Source organism: Streptomyces griseosporeus, assembly GCF_014656055.1.
Classification (GTDB): Bacteria; Actinomycetota; Actinomycetes; order Streptomycetales; family Streptomycetaceae; genus Streptomyces; species Streptomyces griseosporeus.
In genome coordinates this window covers 2,077,568-2,094,914 of the sequence record NZ_BNBR01000001.1, presented here as the reverse complement: position 1 = coordinate 2,094,914, position 17,347 = coordinate 2,077,568, and the positions used below count along the sequence as shown (strand labels likewise).

Below are 17,347 nucleotides of genomic sequence, written 5' to 3'. Positions count from 1 at the left end.
GTGATCCGGGGAACCTTCTGGTCTCCCGCTGCGTTTCTGCTATGTGCACAGTGACATCGCGGTGACAGGGTGTGGCGACGGGCGGGGTGCGGCTACGATGACCGGCACGAGGACGGGCGGCGTAAGGGAGTCGTCCCCGGGGGAGGCACCCGCCGGTGCTTCCCCGAGTCCTGTGGACAGGGGAGGCCCCATGCCGGGGCGAGGAGGGCGGGCCATGGTGCAGAAGGCCAAGATCCTCCTGGTCGATGACCGGCCGGAGAATCTGCTGGCGCTGGAGGCGATCCTCTCTGCGCTCGATCAGACGCTGGTGCGGGCATCGTCCGGGGAGGAAGCACTCAAAGCACTGCTCACGGACGATTTCGCGGTCATTCTGCTGGACGTCCAGATGCCGGGGATGGACGGCTTCGAGACGGCCGCGCACATCAAGCGGCGGGAGCGGACCCGGGACATCCCGATCATCTTCCTCACCGCGATCAACCACGGCCCGCACCACACCTTCCGCGGGTACGCGGCGGGTGCGGTGGACTACATCTCCAAGCCGTTCGACCCGTGGGTGCTGCGCGCCAAGGTCTCGGTGTTCGTCGAGCTGTACATGAAGAACTGCCAGCTGCGGGAACAGGCGGCGCTGCTGCGCCTGCAGTTGGAGGGCGGCAAGGGCGGCGTCGGCGGCAAGGAGTCCGCCGGTCTGCTCGCCGAGCTGTCGGCGCGGCTCGCGGCCGTGGAGGAGCAGGCCGAGGCGCTGTCCAAGCAGCTGGACGACGAGTCGGCGGACGCGGCGGCGGTGGCCACGGCGGCGCATCTGGAGCGCAAACTCACCGGGTTGCGGCGGGCGCTGGACGCCCTGGAGCCGGGCTCCGGGGGCGGCGGCGCACCGGTGTCCTCGCAGAACTGACGTACCCCGCGCGGGCCTTGCGGATGAGCGCGCGTCAGGCGCGCGTGCGGGCAAGGGCGACACGAACGGGTGAAGCCGTAAGCACGCGTGTCCACTGGCGTCTCCCCCGGTAACCTCACACCTATGGCCTCACGTCCCTCCGCAGCCAAGAAGCCGCCCGCGAAGAAGGCGGCTGCTCCCGCGAAGGCTCCGGCGAGGAAGGCCGCCGCGAAAAGGGCTCCCGCGAAGAAGGCGCCCGCCAAGAAGGCCGCGGCGAAGAGGCCCGCGCCCAGGCCGGCACCGAGCCCCACCGGCGGCGTCTACCGACTGGTGCGCGCGGTGTGGCTCGGCCTGGCGCACGCCGTGGGCGCCGTCTTCCGGGGGATAGGGCAGGGCGCGAAGAACCTCGACCCCGCCCACCGCAAGGACGGCGTCGCCCTGCTGCTGCTCGCCATCGCGCTGATCGTCGCCGCGGGCACCTGGGCCGACCTGAAGGGGCCGGTCGGCGATCTGGTGGAGATCCTGGTGACCGGCGCGTTCGGCCGCCTGGACCTGCTGGTGCCGATCGTGCTCGCGGTCGTCGCCACCCGCTTCATCCGGCACCCGGAGAAGCCGGAGGCCAACGGCCGGATCGTGATCGGCCTGTCAGCGCTGCTCATCGGCGTGCTCGGGCAGATCCACATCGCGTGCGGCTCGCCCGCCCGCAGCGCCGGCATGCAGGCCATAAGGGACGCCGGCGGGCTCATCGGCTGGGCCGCGGCGACCCCGCTGACGTTCACGATGACCGAGGTCCTCGCCGTACCCCTGCTGGTGCTGCTGACGATCTTCGGTCTGCTCGTCGTCACCGCCACGCCAGTCAACGCCATCCCGCAGCGGCTGCGGCTGCTCGGCGTGCGGCTCGGCATCGTCCACGACCCCCGGGCCGACGAGTTCCCCGAGGCGTTCACCGACGACGACGAGCGTTACGACGACCAGTGGCGCGAGGCGCTGCCCGGGCGCCCGCGGCGACGCTCGGGCGCCCCCCAGGAGTACGACCCCGACGCCGCCGAGCAGGAGGCGCTGTCCCGGCGCCGGGGCCGCAGCCGGCGCGCGGCCGTGCCGCAGCCCGCGACGGACCGTGCGCCGGACGCCGTGGACATCGCCGCGGCCGCCGCGGCGGACCTGGACGGCGCGGTGCTGCACGGCATGCCGCCCTCGCCGCTCGTCGCCGACCTCACCCAGGGCGTGCGGATCGGCGACCGCGAGAGCACCACGCCGACCCCCGTGCCCGCCGCGCGGCCCAAGCAGGAGAAGCTCAAGAGCGAGGTCCCCGACCTCACCAAGAGCCCGCCCCAGCAACCGCGCGACCTGCCGGCCCGGGCCGAGCAGCTCCAGCTGTCCGGTGACATCACCTACGCGCTGCCCTCGCTCGACCTGCTCACCCGGGGCGGCCCGGGCAAGGCGCGCAGCGCCGCCAACGACGCCATAGTCGCCGCGCTCACCAACGTCTTCACCGAGTTCAAGGTCGACGCCGCCGTCACCGGCTTCACTCGCGGACCGACGGTCACCCGCTACGAGGTGGAGCTGGGCCCGGCCGTGAAGGTCGAGCGGATCACCGCGCTGGCCAAGAACATCGCGTACGCCGTGGCCAGCCCGGACGTGCGGATCATCAGCCCCATCCCGGGCAAGTCGGCGGTCGGCATCGAGATCCCGAACACCGACCGGGAGATGGTCAACCTCGGCGACGTGCTGCGCCTCGCGGAGTCCGCGGAGGACGACGACCCGATGCTGGTCGCCTTCGGCAAGGACGTCGAGGGCGGCTACGTCATGCACTCGCTGGCGAAGATGCCGCACATGCTGGTCGCCGGCGCGACCGGCTCCGGCAAGTCGTCCTGCATCAACTGCCTGATCACCTCGATCATGATGCGGGCGACCCCGGAGGACGTGCGGATGATCCTCGTCGACCCCAAGCGGGTGGAGCTGACCGCCTACGAGGGCATCCCGCACCTGATCACCCCGATCATCACCAACCCCAAGCGGGCCGCCGAGGCGCTGCAGTGGGTCGTACGCGAGATGGACCTGCGCTACGACGACCTCGCGGCGTACGGCTACCGGCACATCGACGACTTCAACAAGGCCGTGCGGGAGGGCAAGGTCAAGCCGCCCGAGGGCAGCGAGCGGGAGCTGCAGCCGTATCCGTACCTGCTGGTGATCGTCGACGAGCTGGCCGACCTGATGATGGTGGCGCCGCGTGACGTGGAGGACGCGATCGTCCGCATCACCCAGCTCGCGCGCGCGGCCGGCATCCACCTGGTGCTCGCCACGCAGCGGCCCTCGGTCGACGTCGTCACCGGTCTGATCAAGGCGAACGTGCCCTCGCGGCTCGCGTTCGCCACCTCCTCGCTCGCCGACTCGCGGGTCATCCTCGACCAGCCCGGCGCCGAGAAGCTGATCGGCAAGGGCGACGGCCTGTTCCTGCCGATGGGCGCGAACAAGCCGACCCGTATGCAGGGCGCCTTCGTGACCGAGGCGGAGGTCGCGGCCGTCGTCCAGCACTGCAAGGACCAGATGACGCCGGTCTTCCGGGACGACGTCGTCGTCGGCACCAAGCAGAAGAAGGAGATCGACGAGGACATCGGCGACGACCTCGACCTGCTGTGCCAGGCGGCCGAGCTGGTCGTGTCCACGCAGTTCGGGTCCACCTCGATGCTCCAGCGCAAGCTGCGGGTCGGCTTCGCCAAGGCGGGCCGGCTGATGGACCTGATGGAGTCGCGGAACATCGTCGGGCCCAGCGAGGGGTCCAAGGCTCGTGACGTTCTTGTGAAGCCCGACGAGCTGGACGGCGTGCTCGCGCTGATCCGGGGGGAGTCTGAAGGGTAGGAGTGGTCCAGGCGTCGTCCAGGCGTCGTCCCGGAGGAAGGGGGCCGGCCGTGGCAGAGCCGCCGGTGACCGTGACTCACCCGTCCGCGACCGTGACTCACCCGTTAGAGAGAGCTGGGCAACCGTTTCCCTTTGCCATACGTCAAGTTGAGCGAGAAGACAGGCGCGGGTCCCATCCTGGGGTGCGCACCTGGCCCGTCATCGGCGTGTCCGGCCATTCCGATGGCGTACAAAGTCCCACCGCCCGGTTGCCCCACCCTTTCGTACCCCCCCTAGACTGAACCTCCAGCACAGGTGGCTACACGCTCGAAAGGCGCCCCCGTGTCCATCGGCAACTCCCCTGAAGACGAGCGTCCCTTCGAAGACGATCGCGAGGAAGCCCACCTCTCCGTCGGCCGTGCCCTGCGGCAGGCGCGTATCGCCGCCGGTCTGACCGTCGACGACGTCAGCAACGCCACCCGGGTCCGTATCGCCATCGTGCACGCGATCGAGGCGGACAACTTCGCCCCGTGCGGCGGCGACGTGTACGCACGTGGCCATATCCGGACCCTCGCCAAGGCCGTCCACCTCGATCCCGAGCCGCTCATCGCGCAGTACGACGCCGAGCACGGGGGGCGGCCCGCGCCCACGCCGGCGGCGCCGCTGTTCGAGGCGGAACGTATCCGCCCGGAGCGGCGGGGGCCGAACTGGACCGCGGCGATGGTCGCCGCGATCGTGGCCGTCATCGGGTTCGTCGGCTTCACCGTGGTCAAGGGCGGGGACGACGGCGGTGCGAAGGACCAGGTCGCGGGTGGCTCCACGCCGACGACCGGCACGACCGCCGCGCCCACGCCGAAGGGCAGCAAGAGCGGCGACCAGAAGCCGGCCCCCTCCGACAGCGCCATCGCCGCCGCCCCGCAGGACAAGGTGACCGTCCAGGTCAGCGCGACCGACGGGCGCAGCTGGATCTCGGCCCGGGACCACAACGGCCGCCTGATGTTCGACGGGCTGCTCAAGCAGGGCCAGTCCAAGACCTTCCAGGACAGCACCAAGATCAACCTGGTGCTCGGCGACGCGGGCGCGATCCAGCTCTACGTCAACGGCAAGAAGATCGACGACGATTTCCAGCCGGGCGCGGTGGAGCGGCTGACGTACACCAAGGGCGACCCGCAGGTGGGCTGAGCCCCCGGTGGGCTGACCGAGGGACCGCGCAGGACGGGGTTGACCAAGATCGGTCAACCCCGTCGACAGGGGCTGTCTGTGGGACGAAGTAGTCTTGAGCCCATGCCTGAACGCCGTACCGTCGCACTCGTCACCCTTGGCTGCGCTCGTAACGAGGTGGACTCGGAAGAGCTCGCAGGCCGTTTGGAGGCGGACGGCTGGCAGCTCGTGGAGGACGCCGCGGACGCCGACGTCGCCGTCGTGAACACCTGCGGCTTCGTCGACGCCGCCAAGAAGGACTCCGTCGATGCCCTCCTGGAGGCCAACGACCTCAAGGGGCACGGCAGAACCCAGGCCGTCGTCGCGGTGGGCTGCATGGCCGAGCGGTACGGCAAGGAGCTGGCCGAGGCCCTCCCCGAGGCCGACGGCGTGCTCGGCTTCGACGACTACGCCGACATCTCCGACCGCCTGCAGACCATCCTCTCCGGCGGCAGCCACCTCGCGCACACCCCGCGCGACCGCCGCAAGCTGCTCCCGATCAGCCCCGCCGAACGGCAGGAATCGGCCGCCGCCGTGGCCCTGCCGGGGCACGGCCCGACCGACCTGCCCGAGGGCGTCGCCCCGGCCTCCGGCCCGCGCGCGCCCCTGCGCCGCCGGCTGGACGGCTCCCCGGTCGCCTCGGTGAAGCTCGCCTCCGGCTGCGACCGGCGCTGCACCTTCTGCGCCATCCCGTCCTTCCGCGGCTCCTTCATCTCGCGCCGCCCGAGCGACGTGCTGAACGAGACGCGGTGGCTGGCCGAGCAGGGCGTGAAGGAGATCATGCTGGTCTCCGAGAACAACACCTCCTACGGCAAGGACCTCGGCGACATCCGCCTGCTGGAGTCCCTGCTGCCCGAGCTGGCCGAGGTCGACGGCATCGAGCGGGTGCGGGTGAGCTACCTCCAGCCCGCCGAGATGCGCCCGGGGCTCATCGACGTGCTGACCTCCACCCCGAAGGTCGCCCCCTACTTCGACCTGTCCTTCCAGCACTGCGCGCCCGACGTGCTGCGCGCCATGCGCCGCTTCGGCGACACCGACCGCTTCCTGGAGCTGCTCGACACCATTCGGAGCAAGGCACCCGAGGCCGGCGTGCGCTCCAACTTCATCGTCGGCTTCCCCGGCGAGACCGCGTCGGACCTGGCCGAGCTGGAGCGTTTCCTCAACGGCGCGCGGCTGGACGCCATCGGCGTCTTCGGCTACTCCGACGAGGAGGGCACCGAAGCCGCCACGTACGACAACAAGCTCCACGAGGACGTCGTCGCCGAGCGCCTGGCACGTGTCTCCCGGCTCGCCGAGGAACTCGTCTCGCAGCGCGCCGAGGAGCGCGTCGGCGAGACCGTGCACGTGCTGGTGGAGTCCGTCGACGAGGAGGGCGTGTACGGCCGTGCGGCGCACCAGGCCCCGGAGACGGACGGCCAGGTACTGCTCACGAGCGGCGAGGGCCTGAGCGTCGGCCGTATGGTCGAGGCGAAGGTGGTCGGTACGGAAGGTGTCGACCTGGTGGCCGAGCCGCTTCAGGGCGTGCTCGGGTCCAGCGAGGAGGCGGGCAGATGACCGGCGTACCGGCGTCCGCGGCGGGCGGCTCCTCCCCGGCGCACGGCGCGGCCAAGCCCAAGGGCGCGTCGAAGACGCAGGCGGGCGGCAAGGTCCAGGGGGCGGCGAAGAACCACAGCACGCCCAAGGCGCAGGGCGCCGCCCTCGCCTCCGCGGCGGGCCCCTCAGGCGCGGCGGGCGGCGGGAAGCCGGCGCGCGGCGCCAAGATCGCCGCCGCGGCCGTGAACCAGGCCAGCGTCTGGAACATCGCCAACCTGCTGACCATGCTCCGGCTCATCCTCGTGCCGGGCTTCGTGGCGCTGATGCTGGCCAACGGCGGGTACGACCCGGCGTGGCGCTCGTTCGCCTGGGCGGCCTTCGCCATCGCCATGATCACCGACCTGTTCGACGGGCATCTGGCGCGCACCTACAACCTGGTCACCGACTTCGGGAAGATCGCCGACCCCATCGCCGACAAGGCGATCATGGGGGCGGCGCTGATCTGTCTCTCCGCCCTGGGCGATCTGCCGTGGTGGGTGACGATCGTGATCCTCGGCCGGGAACTCGGCGTCACCCTGCTGCGTTTTCTCGTCATCCGGTACGGCGTCATCCCCGCGAGCCGCGGCGGCAAACTCAAGACGCTCACCCAGGGCGTCGCCGTCGGGATGTACGTGCTGGCGCTGACGGGATGGCTGGCGACCCTGAGGTTCTGGGTGATGGCTGTGGCGGTCGTCCTGACCGTGGTGACCGGCCTCGACTATGTGAGACAGGCCATTGTGCTGCGCCGGCGGGGAATCGCCGAGCGCAAGGCAGCGTTGGAGGAGACGGAAGCGTGAGTTCCCCCGCGTCCGACGTGGTGCGACTACTGAGGGTGAGAGGCGAGACCGTCGCCGTCGCCGAGTCGCTGACGGGCGGGCTGGTCGCGGCGGAGATCACCTCGGTCCCCGGGGCGTCCCAGGCCTTCCGGGGGTCGGTGACGGCGTACGCCACCGCGCTCAAGCACGAGCTGCTCGGTGTGGACGCCGGTCTGCTGGCCACCCGTGGTGCGGTGGACGCGCAGGTCGCGGCGCAGATGGCGGCCGGAGTGCGCAAGGCGCTGGGCGCCGACTGGGGCATCGCGACGACCGGCGTAGCCGGTCCCGAACCCCAGGACGGACAGCCCGTGGGGACGGTCTTCGTCGCCGTGGACGGGCCGTTCGGCCCGGATTCCGGTTCTGCCGGTGGCGGAAAAGTGGAGCCGCTGCGGTTGAACGGCGACCGCGCGGAAATTCGTATGGAGAGTGTACGGAGCGTACTCGCACTGCTCCTGAAGCAGCTTGCGGGCGAACAGACCAGGAATGAGCGGGCACAGGATACGGAACAGAACGGGGGGTTTTGATGTTTGCAGCCCTGAGTGAACACGACATCGCTCCCCGCACGGCCGCGGCGCGAGGCGGTACGGTGGGGCGAGAAGGATGCGGCTACGCGGTCCGAGGAGGGAGCCACCGATGATTCTGCTCCGTCGCCTGCTGGGTGACGTGCTGCGTCGGCAGCGCCAACGCCAGGGCCGTACTCTGCGCGAAGTCTCCTCGTCCGCCCGAGTCTCACTCGGCTATCTCTCCGAGGTGGAGCGGGGGCAGAAGGAGGCTTCCTCCGAACTGCTCGCCGCCATCTGCGACGCGCTGGACGTACGGATGTCCGAGCTCATGCGGGAAGTGAGCGACGAGCTCGCCCTCGCGGAGCTGGCCCAGTCTGCTGCGGCCACCCCCAGCGAGCCTGTGCCCACGTCGGTTCGCCCGATGCTGGGTTCCGTTTCGGTGACCGGTGTGCCACCGGAACGGGTGACCATCAAGGCGCCCGCTGAAGCAGTGGACGTCGTCGCTGCCTGAGGCACGTGTGTGAGGCCCTGGCCAGGGCTTCTCCGGGAGAACCGGGGGAGCGCTGCCGGGGCTTTCGTGCGTTTGCCGGACCCCGGGCCTGCGGTCATCGTGGAGGGGCACGAACGGGTGACCCGATGGAGGCCTGGATGTACGTCGTGAAGAGCCCTCTGCCCGACGCGGACCTGAAGACCGTCGCCGAGGCGCTGCAGGGCGCGCTCGTCGATCTGATCGACCTGGCGCTGGTCGCCAAGCAGGTGCACTGGAACGTCGTCGGGCCCCGCTTCCGGTCCGTCCACCTCCAGCTCGACGAGGTCGTCGACACGGCCCGTACGCACTCCGACACCGTCGCCGAGCGGGCCTCGGCGCTCGGGGTCTCGCCCGACGGTCGGGCGGCGACCGTGGCCGCCGGCAGCGGCGTCAAGGCGGTGGCCGAGGGCTGGGTGAAGGACGGCGACGCGGTGGGCACGCTCGTGGACGCGCTGGGCGCGGTGATCACCCGGATGCGGGAACGCGTGGCGGCGACCGAGACGGCCGACCCGGTCAGCCAGGACATGTTCATCCAGATCACGGCGGATCTGGAGAAGCACCACTGGATGTTCCAGGCCGCGAACGGCTGACGGCCGGCCCCGGGGCCCGGTGGTGCGCCCGCGCGCCCACGTGCCGCCTGTGCGCCCTTTCCGACCGCGAGGGCGGTGTTCTAGCGTCCGGCTGGAGGTGACCGCCATGGCGGGGCGGGCAGCACGCTGGGGAGCCCGTGTGGGGCTCGGGGCCGTGTGGTGGTGGGCCGTGCTCCGGCTCGCCCTGGTGCCCGGGGCGGGCGTGCTGGAGGGCGCCGTCGCGGCGGGCGGGTGGGGGCTGAGCCTGCTGCCGGTGCACTGTGTGCCCAAGTCCCGTGCGACCGGCGCGCTGCGCGAGGGGCGGTGGCGGGATGCCTGGCGGGCGGGGATGCGGGGGAAGAGGGGCGGGCCGGTGTCCGAGTGAGAGCGTCCTGTGCGAGTGAGGCGTGCACCGTTCCTTGGGTGAGGTGCCTCAGCCTGCTCGGCGGCGCTGCCCTGCCGTGGCCGCGGGGACCGGTCCCTTCTGGCAGGACGGGCACCAGTACGTCGGACGCTCGCGGCTGCCGTCGCCCTGCTCGGCGACGCGGATCGGGGTGCGGCAGCGCAGGCAGGGGTGGGACGCGCGGCCGTACACGAACAGATCGGGGCGGCGCAGGCCCGTGGTGTTGCGGACCGGGCGCTCGCGGTTGGCGTCCAGGAGCTTCTTGGAGAGCGTCGGCAGGTGCGCGGCACGGTCGGCGGGCAGAGCGCCGACCGGGAGCCAGGGGGTGACGCCCAGCAGGAAGCACAGCTCACTCTTGTAGACGTTGCCGATCCCGGCGAGATTGCGCTGGTCCAGCAGTGCCTCGCCCAGCTCCCGGTCGGGGTCGCGCAGGAGGTTGGCGAGGGCGCGCTCGGCGTCCCAGTCCGGGCCCAGCAGGTCGGGGCCGAGGTGTCCGACCACACGGTCCTCGTCGGCGGTGCGGAGCAGGTCGAGCACGGGGAGGCGGTAGCCCACGGCGGTGCGGTCCTCGGTGCCGAGGATCGCGCGGATCTGGTGGGCGGCGCCGCCCGTGAAGCGCTGCCCCGCCTCGAACACCCGCCACGTGCCGTCCATCATCAGGTGCGAGTGCAGCGTCAGGCCGCCCTCGATCCGGGTCAGCAGGTGCTTGCCGCGCGGGGTGACGTCCAGCACGGTGCGCCCGGTGAGGTCGACCGTGGCGTACCGGGGCACCCTCAGGTCGCTCAGCACCAGCACCTTGCCCGCGAGGGCGGCGTGCAGCCGTCGCGTGGCCTGCCAGACCGTGTCTCCTTCGGGCATGGGTCAAGGGTGGCACGCGGGGGGAGCGGACGGTGGTGGGGCGCCCGTGGTCACGCCCTGAGCCGCAGGCCGCGGGGGGTCGCGATGAAGCCCGCTCCTTCCAGGAGGGTGCCGACCGGGGAGGTCAGGGCCGGGGCGCCGTTGACGCGTTCCACCGTGACCGTGCCGAGCGAGCCTGCGCGGGCCGCCGCGGCCAGGGCCTCCGCGGCGGCGGACAGGCGCGGATCGTCGCCGGCCGCCGCTTCGGGGTCCTCCGGCCAGGCCAGCAGGGTCTTGCCGCCGCGCTCCATGTAGAGCGCCAGCTCGCCGTCGACCAGCACCACCAGGGAGCCCGCCTTGCGGCCCGGCTTGTGCCCGGCGCCGGTCGGCGGCTCGGGCCACGGCAGGGCCGCACCATAGGCGTTGGCCGGGTCGGCCGCCGCCAGCACCACGGCCCGGGAGGACGGGGACGGGGTACGGCCGCGGCGGTCACCGAAGCCGGTGCCGTACGGGATGTCGTAGCCGCCGCGCGAGGAGTCCGGGCGGCCGCCGCGGGTGCCGCTGCCGCCGTAGGAGCCGCCGCTTCGGCTGCCGGTGCCGTACGCGGCGCCGTCATGGAAGCTTCCCGCGGACGGTCCCCCACCTCGGGGGCCGCCCGCGCCCGGGGCGTCCAGGCCGTGCGGGTCGAAGGGGTCGTCCGGGCCCGCGGGGAAGTCGAAGTCCGGGAAGTCGGGGATCTCGGCGAAGCCGGAGCCGTCCGGTCCGGGGAAGCCGTCGAACGGGGAACCGCCCTTCGGCGCGGACGGCTCCCGGCCGCCGGGCGTGGCGCCGGAGAAGGCCGGGGCCGGGCCGCCGTCGCCGCGCTCACGGGCGTTGGCCACCGCGCGCAGCCGGTCCACCGCGCCGTCCATCGCGAACTGGGCGGCGCCCAGCCCCTCCACCACATAGCCGCGCCGGGCCTGACCGCTGTCCTCGAAGGCGGACAGGATGCGGTACGTCGCCGAGAAACCGCCCTCGACACCCTCCGCCGCGACCGCGCCCCGGGTCACCACACCGTGCCGGTCGAGCAGCGCGCGGGCCAGGGCGTGGGCGCGCACGGTCGGGTCGGGTTCGCGGGCCGGGAGCAGGGACCAGCGTCCGGCGACCGTGGGCGGGCCGCTGCGGGAGGCCGGACGGGCGGCGGCGGTCAGCGAGCCGTAACGCCCGCGCGGGACGGCACGCTTGGCGCGGTGCGCGGTGGAGCCGGCCGTACGGCCCGAGCCGAGCAGCGCCCGCATCGGCGCGAGGGTGTCGTTGGTGAGCAGGCCGGACCAGGCCAGGTCCCACAGCGCGTCGGCGAGCTGGGGGTCGGTCGCCTCGGGGTGGGTGGTGGCGCGGACCTGGTCGGCGATCTGACGGAAGAACAGGCCGTACCCGCCGGACAGGGCGTCCAGGACGGACTGGTGCAGGGCCGTCAGCTCCAGCGGGTGCGGGGGCGGCAGCAGCAGCGGGGCCGTGTCCGCGAGGTACAGCGACACCCAGCCGTCCTTGCCGGGCAGCGCGCCCGCGCCCGCCCACACGAGTTCACCGGCGGCGGTGAGTTCGTCGAGCATGGCCGGGTTGTAGTCCCTCACCCGGGACGGCAGGACCAGTTTCTCCAGCGCCGACGCCGGCACGGACGCCCCCTGCAACTGCTCGACCGCGCGGACGAGTCCGTCGACGCCGCGCAGCGAGTGGCTCGGGCCGATGTGCTGCCACTGCGGGAGGAACTGGGCGAGCGCGGGCGGTGGCACCGGCTCCAGCTCGTGCCGCAGCGCGGCGAGCGACCGCCGGCGCAATCGGCGCAGCACGGCCGCGTCGCACCACTCCTGGCCGATGCCGGCCGGGTGGAACTCGCCCTGCACGACCCGGCCGCTCGCGGCGAGCCGCTGCAGGGCGCCCTCGGTGACGGCCACGCCCAGGCCGAAGCGGGCGGCGGCCGTGGCCGAGGTGAACGGGCCGTGCGTGCGGGCGTAACGGGCGAGCAGGTCGCCCAGCGGGTCCTTGACCGGCTCCGTGAATGCCTCCGGCACGCCGACCGGCAGCGCCGTGCCGAGCGCGTCGCGCAGGCGGCCCGCGTCCTCGATCGCCGCCCAGTGGTCGCTGCCGGCGATCCGCACCCGGATGGCGCGGCGGGCGCCGGCCAGCTCCCCGGCCCACTGCGGCTCGGCGCCCCGCTCGGCCAGTTCGGCGTCGGTGAGCGGACCGAGCAGCCGCAGCAGGTCGGCGACGCCCTCGGCGTCCTTGACCCGGCGGTCCTCGGTGAGCCACTGCAGTTCCCGCTCCAGCTCGGTCAGCACCTCGGCGTCGAGCAGTTCGCGCAGCTCCGCCTGGCCCAGCAGCTCGGCCAGCAGCCGCGAGTCCAGCGACAGCGCGGCGGCCCGGCGCTCGGCGAGCGGCGAGTCCCCCTCGTAGAGGAACTGGGCGACGTACCCGAAGAGCAGGGAGCGGGCGAACGGGGACGGCTCGGGGGTGGTGACCTCGACCAGGCGCACCTTGCGGGACTCCAGGTCGCCCATCAGCTCGACCAGGCCGGGCACGTCGAACACGTCCTGGAGGCATTCGCGGACCGCCTCCAGCACGATCGGGAACGAGCCGAACTCGCTCGCGACCTGCAGCAGCTGGGCGGCGCGCTGGCGCTGCTGCCACAGCGGGGTGCGCTTGCCGGGGTTGCGGCGCGGCAGCAGCAGCGCGCGGGCCGCGCACTCGCGGAAGCGGGAGGCGAACAGGGCGGACCCGCCGACCTGGTCGGTGACGATCTGGTCGACCTCGCCCTTGTCGAAGACGACGTCGGCGGCGCCGACGGGTGCCTGGTCCGCGTCGTACTCCGTGCCCGCCCGGGACGGTTCCTGGTCGAGCAGGTCAAGGCCCATCAGGTCGGCGTCGGGCAGCCGCAGCACGATGCCGTCGTCGGCGTGCATGACCTGCGCGTCCATGCCGTACCGCTCGGACAGGCGGGCGCCGAGGGCGAGCGCCCAGGGCGCGTGGACCTGGGCGCCGAAGGGGGAGTGGACGACGACCCGCCAGTCGCCCAGCTCGTCGCGGAAGCGCTCGACGACGATCGTGCGGTCGTCGGGGACGTGGCCGCAGGCCTCGCGCTGCTCGGCCAGGTAGGACAGGACGTTGTCCGCGGCCCACGCGTCGAGGCCCGCGGTGAGCAGCCGCAGCCGCGCGTCGTCCTCGGACAGGGAGCCGACCTCGCGCAGGAACGCGCCGACCGCGCGGCCCAGTTCGAGCGGGCGGCCCAGCTGGTCGCCCTTCCAGAACGGCAGCCGGCCCGGGACGCCCGGGGCGGGGGAGACCAGGACGCGGTCGCGGGTGATGTCCTCGATGCGCCAGGAGCTGGTGCCGAGTGTGAAGACGTCACCGATCCGCGACTCGTAGACCATCTCCTCGTCCAGCTCGCCGACCCGGCCGCCGCCCTTCTTCGGGTCCGCGCCGGCGAGGAACACCCCGAACAGGCCCCGGTCGGGGATCGTGCCGCCGGAGGTGACGGCGAGGCGCTGGGCGCCGGGGCGGCCGGTGACCGTGCCGGCGACGCGGTCCCACACCACGCGCGGACGCAGCTCGGCGAACGCGTCGGACGGGTAGCGGCCGGCGAGCATGTCCAGCACGGCCGTGAACGCCGACTCCGGCAGGGAGGCGAACGGCGCCGCGCGGCGGACCACGGCCAGCAGGTCGTCGAACTGCCAGGTGTCCATCGCCGTCATCGCGACGATCTGCTGCGCCAGCACGTCCAGCGGGTTGGCGGGCACCCTCAGCGACTCGATGGAGCCCGTGCGCATCCGCTCGGTCACCACGGCCGCCTGCACCAGGTCGCCGCGGTACTTCGGGAAGACCACGCCCGTGGAGACCGCGCCGACCTGGTGTCCGGCCCGGCCCACGCGCTGCAGGCCGGAGGCGACGGACGGCGGGGACTCCACCTGGACGACGAGGTCGACGGCGCCCATGTCGATGCCCAGTTCCAGGCTGGAAGTGGCGACCACCGCGGGCAGCCGGCCGGCCTTCAGGTCCTCCTCGACCAGCGCGCGCTGCTCCTTGGAGACCGAGCCGTGGTGGGCGCGCGCGATGACGGGCGGGGCGCCCTGGGCCGCGCCCGAGCCGCCCATCAGCTCGGCGGGCGAGTGGTGCTCGTCCAGCGTCTCGCCGGTGGCCCGCTCGTAGGCGATCTCGTTGAGCCGGTTGCACAGGCGCTCGGCCAGGCGGCGGGAGTTGGCGAACACGATCGTGGAGCGGTGCGCCTGCACCAGGTCGGTGATCCGCTCCTCGACGTGCGGCCAGATCGACGGGCGCTCGGTGCCCTCACCACCGTCGGCGACCGGCGAGCCCCCCAGCTCGGCCAGGTCCTCCACCGGGACGACCACCGACAGATCGAACTCCTTGCCGGACTCCGGCTGGACGATCTCCACCTTGCGGCGCGGGGAGAGATAGCGGGCCACCTCGTCGACCGGGCGGACCGTGGCCGACAGGCCGATCCGGCGGGCCGGCTTCGGCAGCATCTCGTCCAGCCGCTCCAGGGAGAGCGCGAGGTGCGCGCCGCGCTTGGTGCCCGCCACCGCGTGCACCTCGTCCAGGATCACCGTCTCCACGCCCGTCAGCGCGTCGCGCGTGGCCGACGTGAGCATCAGGAACAGCGACTCCGGCGTGGTGATCAGGATGTCCGGCGGGCGGGTGGACAGCGCGCGGCGCTCCGCGGCCGGGGTGTCACCGGAGCGGATGCCGACCTTCACCTCCGGCTCGGGCAGGCCGAGACGGACGGACTCCTGGCGGATGCCGGTCAGGGGGCTGCGGAGGTTGCGCTCCACGTCGACGGCGAGGGCCTTGAGCGGGGAGACGTACAGCACCCGGCAGCGCTTCTTCGGGTCGGCCGGCGGCGGCGTCGAGGCCAGCTGGTCCAGGGCCGCCAGGAACGCGGCCAGGGTCTTGCCGGAGCCGGTCGGCGCGACCACCAGCACGTCCGAGCCCGCACCGATGGCCTGCCACGCGCCCGCCTGGGCCGCGGTGGGCGCGGAGAAGGCCCCCGTGAACCAGCCGCGGGTCGCGGGGGAGAAGCCGTCGAGGGCTCGGTGTGCGGAGCTGACCATGCGTCCATCCTGCACCCGGCCACTGACAATGCGGCTGACCTGCGGGGACGCGGGAGGGTCGGGGGCGGGCCCGGGTCGGCCCCAGCCGGCGGGGGGCCGGTCGGGGGCGGGGGTGGCGGACAATGGGGGCATGGCGGGTTCGGGTGAGCAGGCGCGGTACTGGCAGTACGAGGAGCTGCCCGGGGTCGACCTGCTGCGGGCCCGGTACGTGCGCAAGACGTTCGTGCGCCACACCCACGAGCACTTCGTGATCGCCGGTGTCGCCGAGGGCGCCGAGATCTTCCAGCACGGCAGCGACGACGTGTACGTGGGGGCGGGATCCCTCGCACTGGTCAATCCCGACACCCCGCACACCGGGCGGGCCGGCGTGCCCGAGGGGTGGCGGTACGGGGCCGTCTACCCGTCGCCGGAGGTCGTGGCGGAGATCGCCGCGGAGACGACCACCCTGCGCGGCAGCCCCGGCTTCGTCAGCCCGGTGCTGGAGGACCCGTACACCGTGGGCCTGGTCCATCAGGTGCTGCGCGCCACCGACGAGGGCAACGCGCTGGCCGCCGACACACTGCTGCGGGTCGCCGTGACCCGGCTGCTGCGGCTGAACGGCGGTCCGCTGCCCGCGCGGGAGGTGCGGACGGCCGGAGCCCGGATCGCGGCACGCGCGCGTGCCGTGCTGGAGGAGCGGATGGCCGACCCGCCGTCCCTGGAGCGGCTCGCCACGGACCTGGGGACCAGCCCGTTCGCCCTGCTGCGGGCCTTCCGCGCCGCCTACGGCATGCCGCCGCACACCTGGCTGACCGACGCGCGGGTGCGGCGGGCCCGACGGCTGCTGGACGCCGGGGCGGCGCCCGCGGAGGCCGCCGTCGCCGTCGGGTTCACCGACCAGCCGCACCTGAACCGGCACTTCGCGCGGATCGTCGGGGTGCCGCCGGGGGCCTACCAGCGCGAGCGCGGGATCGGGGCCGGCGACCGCAAGAACGTACAAGACGGGGCCGGCCGGCTCCTCGTAGCGTCCGACACGTGGCAGAACAGACAGTCGAAGAGAAACCGACCACAGGAGGAGCGCCGGGCGCCGCAGGAGAACGCCCGGTCGGCGCCGTCGTCCGCGACGCCCTCGGAGTAGGCGTCGCGGTGGGCCTGTCCGGGTTCGCCTTCGGGGTGACCTCGGCCGGCAGCGGGCTCACGGTGTGGCAGAGCTGCGCGCTGAGCCTCCTGGTGTTCACGGGCGCCTCCCAGTTCGCGCTGGTCGGCGCGCTCGCGGCGGGCGGCAACCCGTTCACCGCGGCGGCGGGCGCCTTCTTCCTCGGGGTGCGCAACGCGTTCTACGGGCTGCGGCTCTCCCAGCTGCTGGCGCTGCCGCGCGCGGTACGGCCGTTCGCGGCGCAGTGGGTGATCGACGAGACGACGGCCGTGTCGCTGGCCCAGCCGACGCGGCGCAACGCGCGCGTGGGCTTCGCCGTCACCGGGGTCAGCCTCTACCTGCTGTGGAACCTGACCACGCTGCTCGGCGCGCTGGGCGCGGAACGCATCGGCGACACCGACACGTGGGGGCTGGACGCAGCCGGGCCGGCGGTGTTCCTCGCGCTGCTCGCGCCGATGCTGAAGACGACGACCGAGCGGGCCGTCGCCGCGCTCGCCGTCGTGCTGGGGGTCGGGCTGCTGCCGGTACTGCCGGCCGGTGTGCCGGTCCTGGTCGCCGCGCTCGCCGCCCCGGTGGTGCTGTACGTGACGGGGCGGCGCGAGCAGCGGGCACAGGGCGGACGCGGCGGGCAGCGCGGGGCGCGAGGAGGCGAGCGATGAACGTCTGGATCGCCATCGGCGTCACCGCCCTCGGCTGTTACGCCGTCAAGCTCGCCGGGCTGCTCGTGCCCGCCGGGGCGCTGGAGCGGCCGCTGGTGCGGCGGCTCGCCGCGCTGCTGCCGGTGGCCCTGCTCGCCGCCCTCACGGCACAGCAGACCTTCGCCGACGGGCACGCGCTCGTGCTGGACGCCCGGGCGGCGGGCCTGGGCGCGGCAGCGGTGGCACTCGTGCTGCGGGCGCCCTTCCTGGTCGTGGTGGCGGCGGCTGTGGTGGTGACGGCGGGGGTGCGGGCTGTCGCGGGGTGACGGCCCGAG

14 protein-coding genes are annotated in these 17,347 nt (G+C 73.3%); 12 read left to right on the top strand and 2 right to left on the bottom strand.

Annotated elements, in window-relative coordinates; genetic code table 11:
- The first annotated feature begins 214 nt into the window (after positions 1–214).
- The 9 genes from IE308_RS09025 to IE308_RS08985 all read left to right on the top strand — a co-directional run bounded on the left by IE308_RS09025 (position 215) and on the right by IE308_RS08985 (position 9,282).
- Positions 215–892: a response regulator gene (locus IE308_RS09025; protein WP_110631443.1), complete on the top strand. Its 678-nt coding sequence runs from the start codon at positions 215–217 to the stop codon at positions 890–892.
- Positions 893–1,015: 123 nt separating this feature from the next.
- Positions 1,016–3,730, top strand: a complete 2,715-nt coding sequence (locus tag IE308_RS09020; protein ID WP_190217295.1) for a DNA translocase FtsK — start codon at positions 1,016–1,018, stop codon at positions 3,728–3,730.
- Positions 3,731–4,051: 321 nt separating this feature from the next.
- On the top strand, positions 4,052–4,891 hold the full coding sequence (locus IE308_RS09015) for a helix-turn-helix domain-containing protein (protein ID WP_110631449.1): 840 nt from the start codon (positions 4,052–4,054) through the stop codon (positions 4,889–4,891).
- Positions 4,892–4,993: 102 nt separating this feature from the next.
- Positions 4,994–6,463, top strand: a complete 1,470-nt coding sequence (gene rimO, locus IE308_RS09010) for a 30S ribosomal protein S12 methylthiotransferase RimO (RefSeq protein ID WP_190217294.1) — start codon at positions 4,994–4,996, stop codon at positions 6,461–6,463.
- Positions 6,460–7,278 (top strand): CDP-diacylglycerol--glycerol-3-phosphate 3-phosphatidyltransferase, encoded by an 819-nt coding sequence (pgsA, locus tag IE308_RS09005; protein ID WP_110631455.1) that lies wholly within the window; start codon positions 6,460–6,462, stop codon positions 7,276–7,278. The genes rimO and pgsA overlap by 4 nt, the downstream gene beginning before the upstream one ends.
- Positions 7,275–7,820, top strand: a complete 546-nt coding sequence (locus IE308_RS09000; protein ID WP_110631458.1) for a CinA family protein — start codon at positions 7,275–7,277, stop codon at positions 7,818–7,820. Before pgsA ends, IE308_RS09000 begins: the two co-directional genes overlap by 4 nt.
- Before the next feature lie 109 nt (positions 7,821–7,929).
- Positions 7,930–8,310, top strand: coding sequence for a helix-turn-helix domain-containing protein (locus IE308_RS08995; protein ID WP_110631461.1), 381 nt, complete (start codon positions 7,930–7,932; stop codon positions 8,308–8,310).
- 137 nt (positions 8,311–8,447) lie between these two features.
- On the top strand, positions 8,448–8,918 hold the full coding sequence (locus tag IE308_RS08990) for a Dps family protein (RefSeq protein WP_190217293.1): 471 nt from the start codon (positions 8,448–8,450) through the stop codon (positions 8,916–8,918).
- A 106-nt stretch (positions 8,919–9,024) separates the two neighbouring features.
- Positions 9,025–9,282, top strand: a complete 258-nt coding sequence (locus IE308_RS08985; RefSeq protein WP_190217292.1) for a hypothetical protein — start codon at positions 9,025–9,027, stop codon at positions 9,280–9,282.
- A gap of 48 nt (positions 9,283–9,330) precedes the next feature.
- Here IE308_RS08985 and IE308_RS08980 read toward each other — a convergent pair whose 3' ends face one another.
- Both IE308_RS08980 and IE308_RS08975 read right to left on the bottom strand, forming a co-directional pair.
- A complete protein-coding gene (locus tag IE308_RS08980; RefSeq protein ID WP_190217291.1) occupies positions 9,331–10,158 on the bottom strand; it encodes an Fpg/Nei family DNA glycosylase in 828 nt (275 codons plus the stop codon).
- Between the two features lie 50 nt (positions 10,159–10,208).
- Positions 10,209–15,239, bottom strand: coding sequence for an ATP-dependent helicase (locus tag IE308_RS08975; protein ID WP_190217290.1), 5,031 nt, complete (start codon positions 15,237–15,239; stop codon positions 10,209–10,211).
- Positions 15,240–15,369: 130 nt separating this feature from the next.
- On the opposite strand from IE308_RS08975, the gene IE308_RS08970 reads away from it, so the two are divergent.
- Genes IE308_RS08970 through IE308_RS08960 form a run of 3 tightly spaced genes read left to right on the top strand, consistent with a single transcriptional unit; the run spans position 15,370 to position 17,338 of the window.
- Positions 15,370–16,356 (top strand): AraC family transcriptional regulator, encoded by a 987-nt coding sequence (locus tag IE308_RS08970; protein ID WP_190217289.1) that lies wholly within the window; start codon positions 15,370–15,372, stop codon positions 16,354–16,356.
- Entirely contained in the window at positions 16,254–17,033 is a 780-nt protein-coding gene (locus tag IE308_RS08965; protein WP_190217288.1) for an AzlC family ABC transporter permease, read from the top strand. Before IE308_RS08970 ends, IE308_RS08965 begins: the two co-directional genes overlap by 103 nt.
- Positions 17,030–17,338, top strand: coding sequence for an AzlD domain-containing protein (locus IE308_RS08960; RefSeq protein ID WP_110631480.1), 309 nt, complete (start codon positions 17,030–17,032; stop codon positions 17,336–17,338). Before IE308_RS08965 ends, IE308_RS08960 begins: the two co-directional genes overlap by 4 nt.
- Positions 17,339–17,347: the final 9 nt, after the last annotated feature.

Excerpts from the sequence above, each read along its gene's own strand:
- IE308_RS09025 (WP_110631443.1), top strand. The coding sequence starts at position 215 with ATGGTGCAGAAGGCCAAGATCCTCCTGGTCGATGACCGGCCGGAGAAT.
- IE308_RS09020 (WP_190217295.1), top strand. The coding sequence starts at position 1,016 with ATGGCCTCACGTCCCTCCGCAGCCAAGAAGCCGCCCGCGAAGAAGGCG.
- rimO (WP_190217294.1), top strand. The coding sequence starts at position 4,994 with ATGCCTGAACGCCGTACCGTCGCACTCGTCACCCTTGGCTGCGCTCGT.
- pgsA (WP_110631455.1), top strand. The coding sequence starts at position 6,460 with ATGACCGGCGTACCGGCGTCCGCGGCGGGCGGCTCCTCCCCGGCGCAC.
- IE308_RS08995 (WP_110631461.1), top strand. The coding sequence starts at position 7,930 with ATGATTCTGCTCCGTCGCCTGCTGGGTGACGTGCTGCGTCGGCAGCGC.
- IE308_RS08990 (WP_190217293.1), top strand. The coding sequence starts at position 8,448 with ATGTACGTCGTGAAGAGCCCTCTGCCCGACGCGGACCTGAAGACCGTC.
- IE308_RS08985 (WP_190217292.1), top strand. The coding sequence starts at position 9,025 with ATGGCGGGGCGGGCAGCACGCTGGGGAGCCCGTGTGGGGCTCGGGGCC.
- IE308_RS08980 (WP_190217291.1), bottom strand. The coding sequence starts at position 10,158 with ATGCCCGAAGGAGACACGGTCTGGCAGGCCACGCGACGGCTGCACGCC.
- IE308_RS08975 (WP_190217290.1), bottom strand. The coding sequence starts at position 15,239 with ATGGTCAGCTCCGCACACCGAGCCCTCGACGGCTTCTCCCCCGCGACC.
- IE308_RS08970 (WP_190217289.1), top strand. The coding sequence starts at position 15,370 with ATGGCGGGTTCGGGTGAGCAGGCGCGGTACTGGCAGTACGAGGAGCTG.
- IE308_RS08960 (WP_110631480.1), top strand. The coding sequence starts at position 17,030 with ATGAACGTCTGGATCGCCATCGGCGTCACCGCCCTCGGCTGTTACGCC.